This window comes from Paenibacillus lemnae (assembly GCF_012933385.1).
GTDB lineage: Bacteria > Bacillota > Bacilli > Paenibacillales > Paenibacillaceae > Paenibacillus_AQ > Paenibacillus_AQ lemnae.
In genome coordinates, this window is sequence record NZ_JABBPN010000007.1 from 122,468 (window position 1) to 137,449 (window position 14,982).

The 14,982-nt window shown below is 47.6% G+C and carries 15 protein-coding genes; 2 read left to right on the forward strand and 13 right to left on the reverse strand.

From position 1 onward, the window contains the following. Window positions 1–61 precede the first annotated feature (61 nt). The 4 genes from HII30_RS09895 to leuB form a co-directional block, all read right to left on the reverse strand. Window positions 62–1,186 (reverse strand): ATP-binding protein, encoded by a 1,125-nt coding sequence (locus HII30_RS09895; RefSeq protein ID WP_169504861.1) that lies wholly within the window; start codon window positions 1,184–1,186, stop codon window positions 62–64. Between the two features lie 300 nt (window positions 1,187–1,486). Further along, window positions 1,487–1,894, reverse strand: coding sequence for a hypothetical protein (locus HII30_RS09900; RefSeq protein WP_169504862.1), 408 nt, complete (start codon window positions 1,892–1,894; stop codon window positions 1,487–1,489). A gap of 282 nt (window positions 1,895–2,176) precedes the next feature. After that, complete coding sequence (locus HII30_RS09905; protein WP_169504863.1) at window positions 2,177–2,716, reverse strand: peroxiredoxin; 540 nt, start codon at window positions 2,714–2,716, stop codon at window positions 2,177–2,179. A 155-nt stretch (window positions 2,717–2,871) separates the two neighbouring features. Further along, a complete protein-coding gene (gene leuB, locus HII30_RS09910) occupies window positions 2,872–3,954 on the reverse strand; it encodes a 3-isopropylmalate dehydrogenase (RefSeq protein ID WP_169504864.1) in 1,083 nt (360 codons plus the stop codon). Window positions 3,955–4,169: 215 nt separating this feature from the next. Here leuB and HII30_RS09915 point away from each other — a divergent pair, with 215 nt between their 5' ends. Then, on the forward strand, window positions 4,170–5,150 hold the full coding sequence (locus HII30_RS09915; RefSeq protein ID WP_169504921.1) for an aldo/keto reductase: 981 nt from the start codon (window positions 4,170–4,172) through the stop codon (window positions 5,148–5,150). 86 nt (window positions 5,151–5,236) lie between these two features. On the opposite strand, the gene HII30_RS09920 is transcribed toward HII30_RS09915, so the two are convergent. From HII30_RS09920 to ilvB, 4 genes are all read right to left on the reverse strand, one after another. Next, complete coding sequence (locus HII30_RS09920) at window positions 5,237–6,775, reverse strand: 2-isopropylmalate synthase (protein ID WP_169504865.1); 1,539 nt, start codon at window positions 6,773–6,775, stop codon at window positions 5,237–5,239. Between the two features lie 102 nt (window positions 6,776–6,877). Continuing rightward, window positions 6,878–7,870, reverse strand: coding sequence for a ketol-acid reductoisomerase (gene ilvC, locus HII30_RS09925; protein ID WP_169504866.1), 993 nt, complete (start codon window positions 7,868–7,870; stop codon window positions 6,878–6,880). Window positions 7,871–8,022: 152 nt separating this feature from the next. After that, a complete protein-coding gene (ilvN, locus tag HII30_RS09930) occupies window positions 8,023–8,511 on the reverse strand; it encodes an acetolactate synthase small subunit (protein WP_169504867.1) in 489 nt (162 codons plus the stop codon). A gap of 1 nt (window position 8,512) precedes the next feature. Continuing rightward, a complete protein-coding gene (gene ilvB, locus HII30_RS09935) occupies window positions 8,513–10,255 on the reverse strand; it encodes a biosynthetic-type acetolactate synthase large subunit (RefSeq protein ID WP_169504868.1) in 1,743 nt (580 codons plus the stop codon). A gap of 587 nt (window positions 10,256–10,842) precedes the next feature. On the opposite strand from ilvB, the gene HII30_RS09940 reads away from it, so the two are divergent. Then, window positions 10,843–11,289 (forward strand): GNAT family N-acetyltransferase, encoded by a 447-nt coding sequence (locus HII30_RS09940; RefSeq protein WP_169504922.1) that lies wholly within the window; start codon window positions 10,843–10,845, stop codon window positions 11,287–11,289. 3 nt (window positions 11,290–11,292) lie between these two features. Here the strand turns inward: HII30_RS09940 and HII30_RS09945 are convergent, their stop codons facing one another. The 5 genes from HII30_RS09945 to HII30_RS09965 form a co-directional block, all read right to left on the reverse strand. After that, a complete protein-coding gene (locus HII30_RS09945; protein ID WP_169504869.1) occupies window positions 11,293–11,634 on the reverse strand; it encodes a hypothetical protein in 342 nt (113 codons plus the stop codon). Between the two features lie 156 nt (window positions 11,635–11,790). Then, the gene (gene rplT, locus HII30_RS09950; RefSeq protein ID WP_169504870.1) at window positions 11,791–12,150 is read right to left on the reverse strand and encodes a 50S ribosomal protein L20; all 360 of its coding nucleotides are present in this window, start codon (window positions 12,148–12,150) and stop codon (window positions 11,791–11,793) included. 30 nt (window positions 12,151–12,180) lie between these two features. Further along, on the reverse strand, window positions 12,181–12,381 hold the full coding sequence (gene rpmI, locus HII30_RS09955) for a 50S ribosomal protein L35 (RefSeq protein ID WP_046678638.1): 201 nt from the start codon (window positions 12,379–12,381) through the stop codon (window positions 12,181–12,183). Between the two features lie 27 nt (window positions 12,382–12,408). Further along, window positions 12,409–12,903 (reverse strand): translation initiation factor IF-3, encoded by a 495-nt coding sequence (infC, locus tag HII30_RS09960; RefSeq protein ID WP_169504871.1) that lies wholly within the window; start codon window positions 12,901–12,903, stop codon window positions 12,409–12,411. A 280-nt stretch (window positions 12,904–13,183) separates the two neighbouring features. Continuing rightward, window positions 13,184–14,422 carry a glycosyltransferase family 2 protein gene (locus HII30_RS09965; protein ID WP_169504872.1) on the reverse strand — a complete coding sequence of 413 codons (1,239 nt, stop codon included), beginning with the start codon at window positions 14,420–14,422 and terminating at the stop codon, window positions 13,184–13,186. Between the last annotated feature and the right edge of the window lie 560 nt (window positions 14,423–14,982).

Genomic DNA, 14,982 nt, shown 5'->3' on the forward strand with positions numbered 1-14,982 from the left:
CTCCATCTTGTCTTACATCGATTTATAGAATGATTATAGAACGACCATTACCCGTTTCTGCTTACTTCGCAACATGAATGAGTGGAAGCGTTATCATAAAGGTTGTCCCGGCACCGACCTGGCTTTCCACACCAATTGTACCTCCGTGGTTTCGGATAATCCGGTAACTAACCGATAAACCTAGACCCGTACCACCCTCTTTTGTTGTAAAAAAAGGATTGAAAAGATGATTCAGTGTATGCTGATCCATGCCGCCTCCATTGTCGGAAATTGTGATATTGACCTGTTCTCCAATCCGGCTGGCGCTGATCTCAATACGCCCCTGTCCATCATGATCATGTTTGCCGTCAATCGCATCCAGTGCATTTTTAACCAGATTTAATATCACCTGCTTGATCTGCTTCACATCCACAGAAATACTGCAGGCTTCCTCCACTTCACCAGCGCGCAGTTCAATCTGACACCCCTTCATCAGAGCTTCGCTTTCAGTAAGAAGCACAACCTCCTTCAGGAGGGAGCGTACAGGAATAAGTGTGGTTTGAGGTGCTGAGGGCTTCGATGAATTCAGAAATTCGTAGATAATATCATTCGCGCGATCAATTTCCATCAAAATAATTCGGACATACTCGTCCTTTCCCAAATGGATCAAATGAGGCCGAAGGAGTTGAATAAATCCCCGAATCGAGGTGAGCGGGTTACGTATTTCATGAGCGATCGAAGCTGAAATTTTCCCTAACATCGCCAGTTTGTCATTTTGGTATGCCGTTTGTTCGATTTGTTTGAACTCCGACACATCTTTTACACTGATGAGAAAATCACCTTCCATCTGATCGCCGTAAGTCATAGTAATGAGCCAGGATCGTCCGTACTCGTCCACTAGTTCATGAAATTTCTTCCGGTGGAAGACTGTCTCTCTGAAAATCCGTATAATTTTCTTCTTTTTGAAGCGTGTAATTCCCGGGTGGCGCAGCAGCTGAGTCAGCGTACAACCCGTTACGGATTTCCGGGGTACTCCCAGCAGCCTGGACATCTGAACATTAACAAAAGCCAGAACCCCATCGCTGTCAAAGAGGATGATCCCGCTGTCCAGATTCTCTAAAATGTTCTCGTACTTGTTTCTCACAAGCTGCTTATGATGAACAAGCCGCATATCCTGCAGCCCGGCTCGATGGATTTCACTCAGCAAGACGGCTCCCCCCTTTCTCCTTAAGATGAAATCGCCGAAACATTAAGGACATGGCAACAAAGAATGGACATTCCATGAACAGAGAGCAGAACCTCCCAGTACATTGGTATTTTCTCCATGATAGTCATGTTGTGGAAGAAACGTCAATCGGAGATACTGTCGAAATAGATCAGATGCTAAAAAAACCTAGCAGACTCAGCTGGATCTTTTTATCCTGCTAAGGAATAATGTCAAATTGTAAAAAGCAGCTGTTCATTATAAATCTCCACAAAAAAAGCCCCAGGCAGGGGCTTGGTAATGTTATGCTTTCTGCTGAAGCTGCACTCTACGCTGACTCATGACTGCAAGCCGCCGCTTTAATTCTCTCTGCCACTTCTCATCATCCATCCACTTAGCGACCGCTAGGAGATCCAGGGACATGTCAATCTGACTCTGAACAACTTCTAGGGCATCTTCGGATTCCCGATTGACCACATTCTCAAAAATAGTCTCTTCATCTTCCATTACATAATCCTGAAAATCCACATGAGAAGCACCGTCTCCGTGTGCGTATTCGGCTAATATCTCGTATTCATTCTCTACACGATGATGCACTTCTACACGGTGGCATACCGGACAAAATAACAGGGGAACATTATGCACCTGGGTCCGATAATGTTTCAAAGAACCTTTTGTACCCACCATACTAGCTCCACAGCAAAAACTCATATTGTCCACCCTCCCCTGTCTCTATTCATTCACATGTTTTGATAATTGTATTCGCTTTCACGCTCTATGATTCCTTCAATTTTGCATCGAATTGTTAATTTTGAGTCTTTTGTCCCGGATTTATTATTAAAGTACTACTTATTTATCTTTATTATTCAAAGTGCTTGTATATATATCAACCGTCAATTCAAGAAGTTAAACATATAACGGAAACGAAAAAGCTCCCGTTCCCTGCATCGGTCTGCAGGGAGTGAGAGCTTCCAGTTTTAACAAAATTCAGTCTTACAGGTTTGTGTCGCCTGGCTTCCAGTTCATTGCACACAATCCGCCGGATTGCAGGGCTTGAAGAACACGAAGCGTCTCTTCTACACTGCGGCCCACGTCATTGTGGTTCACGACTTGATACTTCAGTTCGCCTTCTGGATCGATGATAAACAGGCCGCGCAAAGCTACCCCTTCTTCTTCGATCAGAACGCCATAATCACGAGCAACATTCTTTGTGATATCGGAAGCCAGCGGGAAGTTCAAAGTACCCAGTCCGCTTGCATCCTTGGAAGCATTAATCCAAGCTTTATGACTGTGAACAGAATCTACGCTTACGCCCAGAACTTCAGTGTCCAAAGTTTTAAATTGATCATATGCATCGCTCAAAGCTGTAATTTCAGTTGGACAAACAAACGTGAAATCCAGCGGATAGAAGAAGAATACCAGCCACTTGCCGCGGTAGTCGGACAGGCTGACCTTACCAAAATCTTTGCCGTCTCCGGATACAGTTTCCATTGTAAAATCCGGTGCTGCTTTACCAACTAAACGTTCTGCCATGCTTGATTTCCTCCTTAAGGTACATAAGCAAAATACTTATATATCGTAGAATTATGTTCCGGTGAACATTTCCTCTATGATGTTATCATCGGGGCTTGGCAAAGTCAAGATTGTAGACATTATTTTTTTATAATAATTATAATTAAGCGTTTTTATTAAGATTTCCGAATGGCTTTCGCGATCAGATCGCCCATTTCCGTTGTGCTGAGTGCCTTGCTCTTATCTGCTGCGATATCGGATGTACGGTGTCCTGCATCCAGAACCTCAGCTACTGCACGTTCAATTGCATCCGCTGCTTCAGCATAACCGAAGGTCAGTCGATACATCAGGGCTACAGATAATATGGTTGCAATCGGATTCGCCAGACCTTGTCCTGCAATATCAGGTGCAGATCCGTGAACCGGCTCGTACAATCCATAGCTGCCTTCACCCATCGATGCTGATGCCAGCATACCAATGGATCCTGTCAGCATAGCCGCCTCATCACTCAAAATATCTCCAAACATGTTCTCCGTGACAATGACGTCAAAGCTGGACGGACGGCGCAGCAGCTGCATCGCACAGTTATCGACCAGCACATGCTCAAGTTCAATATCCGGATATTCCGGAGCAATTCTGTTCACCGTTTCACGCCACAGACGGGAAGTTTCAAGCACGTTAGCTTTATCTACGGAAGCCAGTTTCTTACGGCGTTTGCCGGCAATTTCGAAAGCTTGGCGCACGATACGCTCTACTTCAGACACATTGTATACACAAGTATCTACAGCTTCTTCGCCTCCAGCACCTTCGCGTCTAAATTTCTCACCGAAGTATATACCGCCAGTAAGCTCACGAACAACCATCAAATCTGTACCTTCCAGAACTTCCGGCTTCAGCGTAGAGGCATCTTTAAGGCAGTCAAAGATCACGGCAGGACGCAGGTTGGAGAACAATCCAAGCTCCTTACGGATGCCGAGCAATCCGGTCTCCGGACGAAGTTCTTTCGAATTATTGTCCCATTTCGGGCCGCCTACAGCCCCTAACAGTACAGCATCTGCACTTTTGCAGACCTGCAGGGTTTCCTCCGGAAGCGGAGTCCCTTTCTCATCAATAGCAATGCCGCCGAACAGCGCATGTTCCATTGTAAAGGAATAACCGAATACCTCTTCGGTAACTTTGATAATTTTCTGTGCTTCAGCCACAACCTCCGGACCGATTCCGTCACCGGATATTACTGCTATTTTTTTCGTTTCAGACATTCTTATTCCACTCCTTCATTATGTACATCGTCCGCTATCATTCTAATTATTGTTGTAACATACCTGATCCAATATGACCAAGATATAGAATCTATGAACTTTATAAGATTTACCTATAACTCGACCATGCCGCACAACATTTGCTTAGATGAACAACCTTCACTACAATAGAAGAGGCAGGACTTACCAAAAATGATAAGGAGTTGATTGTAATCATGCAGTATGCTTCCCTAGGTAAATCAGGTATGAAAGTAAGCCGGTTGTGTTTGGGCACGATGAACTTCGGACCGGAAACCGATGAACAGGAATCTTTCCGCATTATGGATGCCGCTGTGGATGCGGGTATTAACTTCTTTGATACGGCCAATGTGTATGGCTGGGGCGAAAACTCCGGATTAACAGAGAGCATTATTGGCAGATGGTTTAAACAAGGCGGCGGGCGGCGTGAAAAAGTCGTGCTGGCTACTAAAATGTACGGTTCCATGAGTGATCCTCTGGACGGTCCCAATGACCAGGCAGGCCTCTCTTCGTATAAAGTCCGGCGTCATCTTGACGCTTCACTAAAGCGCTTGCAAACTGATCACATCGAGCTGTATCAAATGCATCACAGTGACTTATCCGTGACCTGGGACGAAATGTGGGGCGCTTTTGAGGTAGGGATCGCTCAAGGAAAGATCGGGTATGTCGGTTCAAGTAACTTTGCCGGCTGGCAGATTGCTGCCGCACAGGCGGAAGCGAAGAACAGACATTTTCTCGGACTGATATCCGAACAGCATAAATACAGTCTGAACTGCCGGCTGCCAGAGCTTGAAGTGCTCCCTGCAGCACAGCATTTCGGGCTGGGTGTCATTCCTTGGAGTCCGCTGGATGGCGGACTGCTCGGACGCAATGCCCTGAAGAAAATAGAGGGGACACGAAGCGGCGGAAACAGTGATCGTATCGAAAAGCACCGTCAGCAGCTGGAGCAGTTCGCTTCGCTGTGCCAGGAGCTGGGTGAACCACAGGATGTCGTTGCCCTGGCTTGGGTTGCCTCCAATCCGGCAGTGACCGCTCCGATTATCGGACCTCGTACCCTGGAACAGCTGGAAGGATCTCTTCGCTGCCTGGAAGTAACGATGGACGAGTCTGTCATGAAACGACTTGATGAAATCTTCCCTGGGCCGGGCGGAAGTGCTCCTAAGGCATACGCCTGGTAAGCACAAATCTCTAGACTGGAATCTTTATTACCGCATAAAAAAGGAGGTGCTGCCGTTCATTGGCAGCACCTCCTTCTTATGTGTATTTACAGTGTAACACGATCGCGTTTCCCAAACGTCTTGCGCTTCTCGATCAACTGGTTCACGGCATCCACATATGCCCGGGCACTGGCTTCAAGAATGTCTGTGCTCAGTCCGCGTCCTTGTGCACTCACATCATTCTGTGTCAGCAGCACATGAACTTCTCCTTGGGCATCCTTGCCTTGGGATACTGATTTAATCGAGTAGTCCGACAAGGTGACTTCTTCAGATGTCACTTTGTCGATCGCGTTATAGATGGCATCAACAGAACCGTTGCCTTCCGCCTCTTCCTCAATCGTTCCGCTATCGGTTTCCACAGTTACACGCGCGGTTGGCGTCGCTTCATTACCGAAGGTCACGAACATCGTTTTGAGGCGAAACACTTCCGGCGTATCAACGAGCTTCTCTTCCAGCAGCGCAAGAAGATCTTCATCCGAAACTTCTTTCTTCTTGTCAGCAAGCACCTTGAATTTCACAAAAGCCTCATTCACCTGTACTTCGCTGAGCTCATACCCTAATTCAAGCAGCTTCTCGCGAAACGCATGGCGTCCGGAATGTTTCCCGAGTACCAGCTTGCTCTCCTTCAGGCCGATAGATTCCGGAGTCATAATCTCATAGGTGGTTTTCTCTTTCAGCATCCCATCCTGATGAATGCCCGATTCATGAGCAAACGCATTCGCACCTACAACGGCTTTGTTGCCAGGCACTACCATACCGGTCAGTTTGCTCACCAGACGGCTGGAACGCGCAATCTCAGTAAGTACTAATCCGGTTTTGGCCTGGAAGAAGTCCTGACGGGTTTCCAGAGCCATCGCCACTTCCTCGATAGCTGTGTTGCCCGCACGCTCGCCGATGCCATTCACGGTTCCTTCGATTTGATCCGCCCCGTTCAGAATGGCGGCCAGCGTGTTCGCTGTAGCCATTCCCAGGTCATTATGACAGTGGGCACTGAGCTGCACCTTTTCAATATCAGGCACATTTTCTTTCAAATACTTGAAGATCGCTCCATATTCTGCCGGGTTCAAGTAACCTACTGTATCAGGAATATTGACCACCTTCGCGCCTTCGCGCACGGCCATACCGACCACTTCGGCCATAAAGTCGAGCTCTGTCCGGCCAGCATCCTCCAGCGAGAACTCGATCTTGGAAAAATACTTTTTCGCGTATCGAATAGCAGCCTGAGCGGTTTCCAGTACCTGCTCCTTCTCCATCCGAAGCTTAAACTTGCGATGAATGGGTGAAGTGGCCAGAAACACATGAATACACGGATCCTGTGCACCTTGGAGAGCTTCGCGGACCGCATCGATATCATGTTCTCTGGAACGGGATAAACCGATCACTGTGACGTCCTTTACAGCTCTTGCTACGGCATTCACCGCGGCAAGGTCTCCTGGCGAAGCTGCCGGAAAGCCTGCCTCCATGCGATCGATTCCCAGCCTTTCCAGCTGGTGGGCAATTTCTACCTTCTCGCGGGTGTTCAGGTTTACGCCGGGTGACTGCTCTCCATCCCGCAGCGTTGTGTCAAAAACATAAATCTTACGCATGCTGACACCTCCTTGAAGTTCTTTGGCTTGATATAGTTCCGGCGGCAGGAACCATAAGGTCCCTAACCGCCGGAGTGTGAATATTTAATTCAGTATACGCTCTTACTTCTTGATCCAATGCATCATTTCGCGCAGCTGTGAACCGACAACCTCTACTGGATGCTCGGATTCGTTACGACGGGTAGCCGTCAGGAAAGCGCGGTTGGATTGATTCTCCAGAATGAAGTCACGTGCGAACTTACCTTGCTGAATATCGGACAATACTTCTTTCATCGCTTTCTTCGTTTCGTCCGTTACAATGCGAGGTCCAGTTACATAGTCACCGTACTCGGCTGTGTTACTGATGGAGTCACGCATGGAAGCAAGACCACCCTCATAGATCATATCCACGATCAGCTTCAGTTCATGCAGACACTCGAAGTAGGCCATTTCAGGTGCATATCCAGCTTCGGTCAATGTTTCAAATCCTGCTTTAATCAAAGCGGAAACCCCGCCGCACAGTACAGCCTGCTCACCGAACAGATCGGTTTCGGTTTCTTCACGGAACGAAGTTTCAATAACGCCTGCACGAGTACAGCCGATCCCTTTAGCATAAGCAAGACCGATAGCTTTAGCTTGTCCAGTAGCATCTTTTTCGATTGCGATCAAACCCGGAACGCCGAAGCCTTCCACATATGTACGGCGTACCATGTGGCCCGGAGATTTAGGAGCAACCAGCAGTACATCATTTTCTTTTGGAGCCACGATTTGTCCAAAATGAACGTTGAAACCGTGGGAGAACATCAGTGCAGCACCTTTTTTCAGGTTAGGCTCGATGTCGTTCTTGTATACAGAAGCTTGTGTTTCATCCGGCATGAGGATTTGAACAACGTCTGCCTGCTGAACAGCTTCTGCTACAGACAGTACTTCGAATCCATCGTTCTTTGCGTTATCAAAAGATTTACCTTCACGAAGTCCGATAACGACACGGAGTCCGCTGTCACGAAGGTTCTGAGCCTGGGCATGGCCCTGGCTGCCATAACCGATCACTGCGATCGTCTTGTCTTTCAGTACATTCAGTTCTGCGTCTTGCTCATAGTAAGTCGTAATTGCCATTGTATAAATCCTCCTTTGATATAAAGCCCCTTCATGAATGAGCGGGTATTTCAAAAGGCCGATGCGATCTGTGGGCCATGACCTTTTCAAACACCCGCTCAGCATGCGGGTACCTGACGTTCCATACTACCTGAAGTTATAAAATATGAGCCTTAGGCGTTTCCGCGGATCATGGCGGTTACACCAGTCCGGGACAGCTCCTGAATGCCGTATGGCTTCAGAAGTTCGATTATAGCATCAATTTTGCCGGTATCTCCAACCGATTGTACCATCATGCTTGAAGCTCCAATGTCAACAACGGAAGCGCGGAAGGTCTCAACGACACCCAATATTTCCGGTCTCGCTGAAGGCTCGGCCTTTACTTTAATCAGGGCGAGTTCTCTGGCTACCATCGGCTTGGAACTGAGGTTAATGACTTTGATCACATCGATCAGCTTGTACAGCTGCTTCTCGATCTGCTCCAGTGTGGTGTCATTTCCTGTCGTCACGATAACCATCCGGGACAACCCGGCTTCTTCCGACTGTCCCACTGTAATACTTTCAATATTAAAGCCTCTGCGTCCAAACAGTCCGGAGACCCGCTGGAGGACACCGGGCTGATCATTAACAAGTACGGCAATAGTACGTTTATAATCACTCATGTTACGCATCCCCCATCAGCATTTGGTCAATCGTGGACCCTTGCGTTACCATCGGATACACGTTCTCGCCCTTCTCCACTACAAAGTCGATGAGGACAGGTCCAGGTGTATCCATCGCTTCTGCCCAAGCGCTGCGGGCTTCTTCTTTGGTCGTTGCACGAAGTCCCTTGACGCCATAAGCTTCTGCCAGCTTGACGAAATCCGGGCTGCCGGCCAGGTCAATGTGGCTGTATCGATTCTCGTAAATCAATTCCTGCCACTGGCGGACCATACCGAGAACCTGGTTATTGATGACGACAATTTTCACAGGAATGTTATTGATCGCGCAGATCGCCAGCTCCTGGGAGCACATCTGCATCCCGCCGTCTCCGTTAACCGATATGACCAGGCGGTCTGGATTGGCTGTCTGGGCACCGATCGCAGCCGGGAAACCGAATCCCATCGTTCCAAGCCCACCGGAGGTGATCCATGAACGCGGCTGATTGAACTTGTAGTATTGGGCAGCCCACATCTGATGCTGTCCTACATCCGTCGTTACAATCGCTTCGCCTTTGGTGGTTTCGTTCAGCATCTCGATAACCCACTGCGGTTTCAGCACTTCTTCGGAATCAGTATATCTGTAAGGATATTCAGCCTTCCATTTAGTCACCTGATCTCTCCAAGCATCCGCCTTTCCAGCCTTCGGTGCACTCGGGATCAGCATTTCAAGAACGGTTTTCACATCTCCCACGATCGGGATGTCAGTAGGAACGTTCTTGCCGATCTCTGCAGGATCAATATCGATATGAACGATCTTGGCATGCGGTGCAAAACCGTCTAACTTCCCGGTTACCCGGTCATCGAACCTGGCACCGATATTGATCAGCAGATCGCTTTGCTGGATAGCATGATTGGACGTGTACGTTCCATGCATCCCAGGCATTCCTGTCCACAGGTCATGGCCGCTTGGGAAAGCACCGAGTCCCAGCAGTGTAGTCGTGATGGGAATCTGGGTCTGATTTACAAATTCGAACAAAGCTTCATGGGCACCGGAGTAGATAACACCGCCGCCGGCAAGAATTAATGGACGCTCGGCATCCTCAATCGCCCGGCAAAGCTTATCCAGCTGCAGACGATTTGGAACCGTCCGCGGATTGTAGCCTCGAAGCTGAACGCCTGCGGCCGGCTGGAACAGTTCCTTCGCCGCTGAAACATCCTTCGGTATATCGATCAGGACAGGACCTTTACGGCCGGTAGAAGCGATATGAAAGGCTTCGTGGATGACCCGAGGCAAATCCTTAACATCACGCACCAGGTAGCTGTGCTTCGTAATCGGCATCGTAATCCCGGTAATATCCGCTTCTTGAAAAGCATCTGTTCCGATCAGAGTTGTTGCTACATTACCCGTAATAACGACCATAGGCACCGAGTCCATGTAGGCCGTTGCAATTCCTGTCACCAGATTCGTTGCACCAGGACCTGATGTGGCAATACATACGCCGACTTTGCCGCTGGCCCGTGCATATCCGTCTGCCGCATGAATCGCACCTTGCTCATGCCGTGTCAGGACGTGCTTGAAATCCTCAAATCCGTACATGGCGTCGTAGATATATAATACTGCCCCGCCGGGGTAGCCAAAGACACATTCGACACCTTCCAAAAGAAGGCTCCGAAGCAGAATTTCCGATCCGGTAATCACTTCGGGCTTCATCCATTTCTCTCGTAATTGCTCTGTAGACCGCACTTCTGGAGTTTGCGCGCTCATCAGTCATCCTCCTCTCAAACATTGCCTATCTTGGCATTAAAGCAACAAAAAAACCTTTCATCCCACACTGCGGAATATGACCGCGTGAGGGACGAAAGGTTTAGCTTCCGTGGTACCACCCATATTTGCTCTACATCTCGCAATGCAAAGCCTCAGCAGGTATGAAGAACTCAAAAAGAGGCCTTCAATATCTGAAGTTCGTAACGTGAACTAAACGATTTCCCCTAATAGACGCTAACCCTTTAATACACTGAAGTCAAGGATTAACATTTTTCAGGAAAACAGCTCCGAGGTGAGCTCGTATAAAAGGGGTTTTGGTGGAGGTTGCAGCTGATCCGTCCACTCTCTGAGCAAAAGAGCCCTTTAAACTTCGTCCTCATCATTGCAGATAGAAATTATTTCGTTAAAATGTTTAGAAACATTATATGATTCATTGATTCAAGAAGTCAACCATTTTATTTTACTTGCTGCGTCAGCTTTAGCATTTCAGACGTTTTTTATACAGCTTTCTTCGCCGGACACCCCTCTTTAAGCTGCTGCATACAATAATGCATTCATCTTTAATGGCAGTGAAGGGAGGAGCCGCGATGATTCGCTACCGCCGGCCCGGACTGGATGATCCCGTCATCCTTCAGCTCATCGAAACCCAGCTTGTCCCTCTTTCCACGCTCAGTCCAATGGAATTGGACAGCATTCGGAAGGAGATGCCGGCCCGATTAAGGCGAGGGGTAACGCTGATCGCATCAAACGGTGCCGAGGATGCACCTGTGGGTTTTATACATTTCATGATGCACGGTGAGTTGGTGTATATTGATATGCTGGCCGTTGCACCCGCTGTACAGCGAAAGCGCTGGGGAGCCTCCCTGATGGCTCAAGCAGAAGTTTTCGCCCGTTCTCGCGGATGCACCCGGGCCAAAGTGATGGTGGATTCCAGCAATAAGAAAGGGTTGTTGTTTTACCGGAAACTGGGCTATAACACGCTGCGGTTCATTACAACAAATCATTGTTTTGAAATGGAGAAGCTGTTGTTATAACACTTACCAGAAAAACCCGCCGTAAGGAGGGTAGCCGCCGAAACCAGGTCCGTAACCGGGTCCGAATCCAGGTCCGAATCCAGGTCCATATCCAGGTCCGTATCCTCCGCCAAACCCATACGGTCCGTAGGCAAAAGGAGCCGTACCGATGGCCAGCAGATCGAACAGTACAAGAGGAGCCAGAGCTTTGGTTTTCACACGTTTACCTTTTATTCCTTCCAGGATCAGCCGGTCTCCCGAAATTCTGATAAGCTTGCCTTTGACTACGGATCCGTCTTTTTTATAAGCGATAATCTGTTTGCCCACATATTTATTTGCCTCGTGCTTACTTACAGGCTTATGCATGTTATCCCTCCTCGGGTAATATAAATCCAGTCTATTCCTGCGAGAAGGGGCTTGCTTGTTCCATCGCCCTGTAAAAGGCAATACAGGCTGATGTAGATTAAATTACGAAAAAAACCGCTCCGGATCCGGAGCGGTTTTTTATATAAGGGCTATAAATTAAGCATTCATTTTTTCTTTGGCTACAGAAGCCAAAGAGTTGAATGCATTCAGATCGTTCACAGCCAGGTCAGCCAGCATTTTGCGGTTAATATCCACGCCTGCAAGCTTCAAACCAAACATCAATTTGCTGTAGGACAGGCCATTTTGGCGAGCAGCCGCGTTGATACGAACGATCCACAGTCTGCGGAAGTTACGTTTCGTCTGACGACGGTCACGGTATGCGTATACCAGGGATTTCATAACCTGTTCTTTAGCTGTTTTAAAAATACGGTGTTTAGAACCGAAATAACCTTTTGCCAATTTCAATACTTTTTTATGTCTGCGACGAACCACAAAGCCGCCTTTAACTCGTGCCATATTTAAGAACCTCCCAATGAATGTTGTTTACTATTTCAGATTAGCCAGACCTTGCTTCAAACGCTTTACATCACCAGGTGCCATAACCGGACTGGTACCGAGAACGCGCTTCGCACGCTTGGATTTGTGGGACAGCAGGTGGTTTTTGTAAGCTTTATAGCGTTTTACTTTACCTGTACCTGTAATTTTGAAGCGGCCTTTCAGGCTGCTGTGTGTTTTCATTTTAGGCATTGTACTTCTTCCTCCTCTGAATGTCTCTTAGGCTTTAGGAGCCAAGATCATGATCATGCTGCGGCCTTCCAGCTTCGGCTGGCGCTCTACGACGCAGAGCTCGGCCACTTCCGTTTTCACGCGCTCGAGAATCTTCTGGCCAATGTTGGCATGCGTGATTTCACGGCCGCGGAAACGAACGGAACATTTCACCTTGTCGCCTTCATTTAAGAATTTCACGACATTGCGAAGCTTGGTCTGATAATCATGCTCCTCAATATTCGCACGGAACCACACTTCCTTCAGATCTACAATCTTCTGATTCTTGCGCGCTTCCTTCTCTTTCTTCTGCTGCTCATAGCGGAATTTACCATAATCCATGATGCGGCAGACCGGCGGTTTTGCTTGAGGGGCTACGTTGACCAAATCAAGATTAAGGTCGATCGCCATCTGCAGCGCTTCCCGGATCGGTTTGATTCCGATTTGTTCACCTTCTGCGCCAACCAAACGTACTTCTCTCGCCCGAATTTCGTCGTTGATCATATGTTCCTTACTAATGTTTCTCCACCTCCGATTGTTTACAAAGAATAATACTTGTCATAAGACAAAAATAAAGGGATGTCGGTTTATCTACCGGCATCCCAATTGATACACATTTTAATGTGAACACGAATGTTCTCAAGTTATTGTGATCATACCAGCCAACCTTTGTCGGACAGGTGAGAAGCGCCGCTTCTGCTTGTAATCAGTATTCTGTTTAGCACACTAGAATAGTCTACCACGGCTGAAAGGGCGTTGTCAACAGTAAAACTAAAACTACAGCTTATCCCTGTTTGCTCTGTACTTCCTCCAGGCGTACCACACGGGTATGCTGGGTGTGGCTCCACTGCTTGTTGTTTTGTGTAAAGAACGCATATACGGTAATCGGATACCAGGAAAGCAGGTAAACCGGAAACAGCACCAGGTATGCATACACTTTTTTGAAGGTAACCTTCTCCAGAATCAACGCCATCAGGAAGGTGAAGATATTTGCGGCGATTGCTGTGAAGCTTAGCCATACCGGCAGTTTACCATACAGATTGGCAATGTTCGGTCCTTCAAAGAAGGCTGTGTCGATAAAGAGCACTGCGGTGAGAATAAAAGTCAGCAGGACGATATATACGTTGGCTCCGTACAGAGCAAGGTCCAGCTTGACGAGACTGCGTTCCTTGAACGCCCGCCACAGCAATGGGAAGAAGTATCTTCTCGCCACCGTGAAATGGCCCTGCATCCACCGCAGACGCTGTCTGGCCGAGGCCTTGAATGTCAGAGGCTTCTCGTCAAACACTTTAGCGTCATAATTGAACCTCGGATTCACCCCGCGCATGACACTGCGCATCGTGAACTCCAAATCCTCAACCAGGCTGGTTGCTCCCCATCCAATCTCTTTAAGCAGATTGGTTTCAAAGCACATCCCCGTACCGCCCAGAAAGTTCGCCATGTTCAAATTGTGACGGGAATTCTGCCACAGGCGGTTGATATACCAGTAAGAAACGCCGTAAGCAGCGGTAATCCAGGAATCTTCCGGATTTTTCGTATCGATGTAACCTTGGATGACCTTCGCACCAGAACAGAGGTCGTTATTCATCTCTGTAAGGAATTCAGGATCCGCCAGGTTGTCGGCATCAAACATGACAACAGCATCAAACTGCCGCGGCATAGCCCACAGTTCCTTCAGCATCCACTCAATGGCATAACCCTTACCGCGTAAATTCTGATTACTGCGGACACAAGCATGCATTCCGTGACTGCGAACAATGTCAGCTGTCTTATCTGTGCAGTTATCGCAGATAACAAACACTTCGTACAGTTCCTTTGGATAATTCAGCTGTTTCAGGTTTTCCATCAGCGCTCCAACGACTTGTTCCTCATTGTGCGCTGCCACCAATACGGCGAATGATTTAGTCGGTTCGTATTGTTTCTTTTTCTTTTTCTTGTAAAGACCAAAAATAGAGAATGCAAACTGGTACACACCAATCGCAGCAAGCAAAACTTGAAGCGCGATAAAAATGGCGTCTGTCATAATTCTCTGCTACCCCCTTTTTCTACCCTGAGAATATTTTTTTATTATCTCTGTTCTTTGTTGAAGCTTATGACCCTGTCTTCTTTTGTTTGCATGAGCTGCTGTGGTTGCCATACGTCATATCGATTTTCCACACTTTACAGTACTTTGTCAAAAGCGCCAAAACCTCTAATTCACGATATTTCCCGTCAAAAAGGGCTTTGCGTGCTTTCAGCAGGCCACCAAGCTTTCATTCAGGCAGCATTAGTTTCTATTTTCATCTGTTTTCTTACTTTTTATTTCACCGGCACATTATTTTTCTTTAAGAAAGTTGTCCGCCCCTTTTCTTTAAACGCATGATGGGGTCAAAAAGTTTACCTTTTTAACTCATAGGGTTCAAATTTTTATAAACTTTTTGCTGCTCATTTGAATCATTGTAGCTATAACTTTTGTCCAAGTCAAAAGACTCCCGGCCCTTCTTTACGCCAAATTTCGCGCATCTGCCCAAGTCCAGCGAATCAAAACATACTGTTTTCTCAAGTTTCCTGTTAACTAAAACCGGCCACAAAACGAGACTAAAG

Bases quoted from the DNA above. Each gene is read 5' to 3' on its own strand.
- HII30_RS09900 (WP_169504862.1), bottom strand. From the start codon at position 1,894: ATGAGTTTTTGCTGTGGAGCTAGTATGGTGGGTACAAAAGGTTCTTTG.
- HII30_RS09905 (WP_169504863.1), bottom strand. From the start codon at position 2,716: ATGGCAGAACGTTTAGTTGGTAAAGCAGCACCGGATTTTACAATGGAA.
- leuB (WP_169504864.1), bottom strand. From the start codon at position 3,954: ATGTCTGAAACGAAAAAAATAGCAGTAATATCCGGTGACGGAATCGGT.
- HII30_RS09915 (WP_169504921.1), top strand. From the start codon at position 4,170: ATGCAGTATGCTTCCCTAGGTAAATCAGGTATGAAAGTAAGCCGGTTG.
- HII30_RS09920 (WP_169504865.1), bottom strand. From the start codon at position 6,775: ATGCGTAAGATTTATGTTTTTGACACAACGCTGCGGGATGGAGAGCAG.
- ilvC (WP_169504866.1), bottom strand. From the start codon at position 7,870: ATGGCAATTACGACTTACTATGAGCAAGACGCAGAACTGAATGTACTG.
- ilvN (WP_169504867.1), bottom strand. From the start codon at position 8,511: ATGAGTGATTATAAACGTACTATTGCCGTACTTGTTAATGATCAGCCC.
- ilvB (WP_169504868.1), bottom strand. From the start codon at position 10,255: ATGAGCGCGCAAACTCCAGAAGTGCGGTCTACAGAGCAATTACGAGAG.
- HII30_RS09940 (WP_169504922.1), top strand. From the start codon at position 10,843: ATGATTCGCTACCGCCGGCCCGGACTGGATGATCCCGTCATCCTTCAG.
- HII30_RS09945 (WP_169504869.1), bottom strand. From the start codon at position 11,634: ATGCATAAGCCTGTAAGTAAGCACGAGGCAAATAAATATGTGGGCAAA.
- rplT (WP_169504870.1), bottom strand. From the start codon at position 12,150: ATGGCACGAGTTAAAGGCGGCTTTGTGGTTCGTCGCAGACATAAAAAA.
- rpmI (WP_046678638.1), bottom strand. From the start codon at position 12,381: ATGCCTAAAATGAAAACACACAGCAGCCTGAAAGGCCGCTTCAAAATT.
- infC (WP_169504871.1), bottom strand. From the start codon at position 12,903: ATGATCAACGACGAAATTCGGGCGAGAGAAGTACGTTTGGTTGGCGCA.
- HII30_RS09965 (WP_169504872.1), bottom strand. From the start codon at position 14,422: ATGACAGACGCCATTTTTATCGCGCTTCAAGTTTTGCTTGCTGCGATT.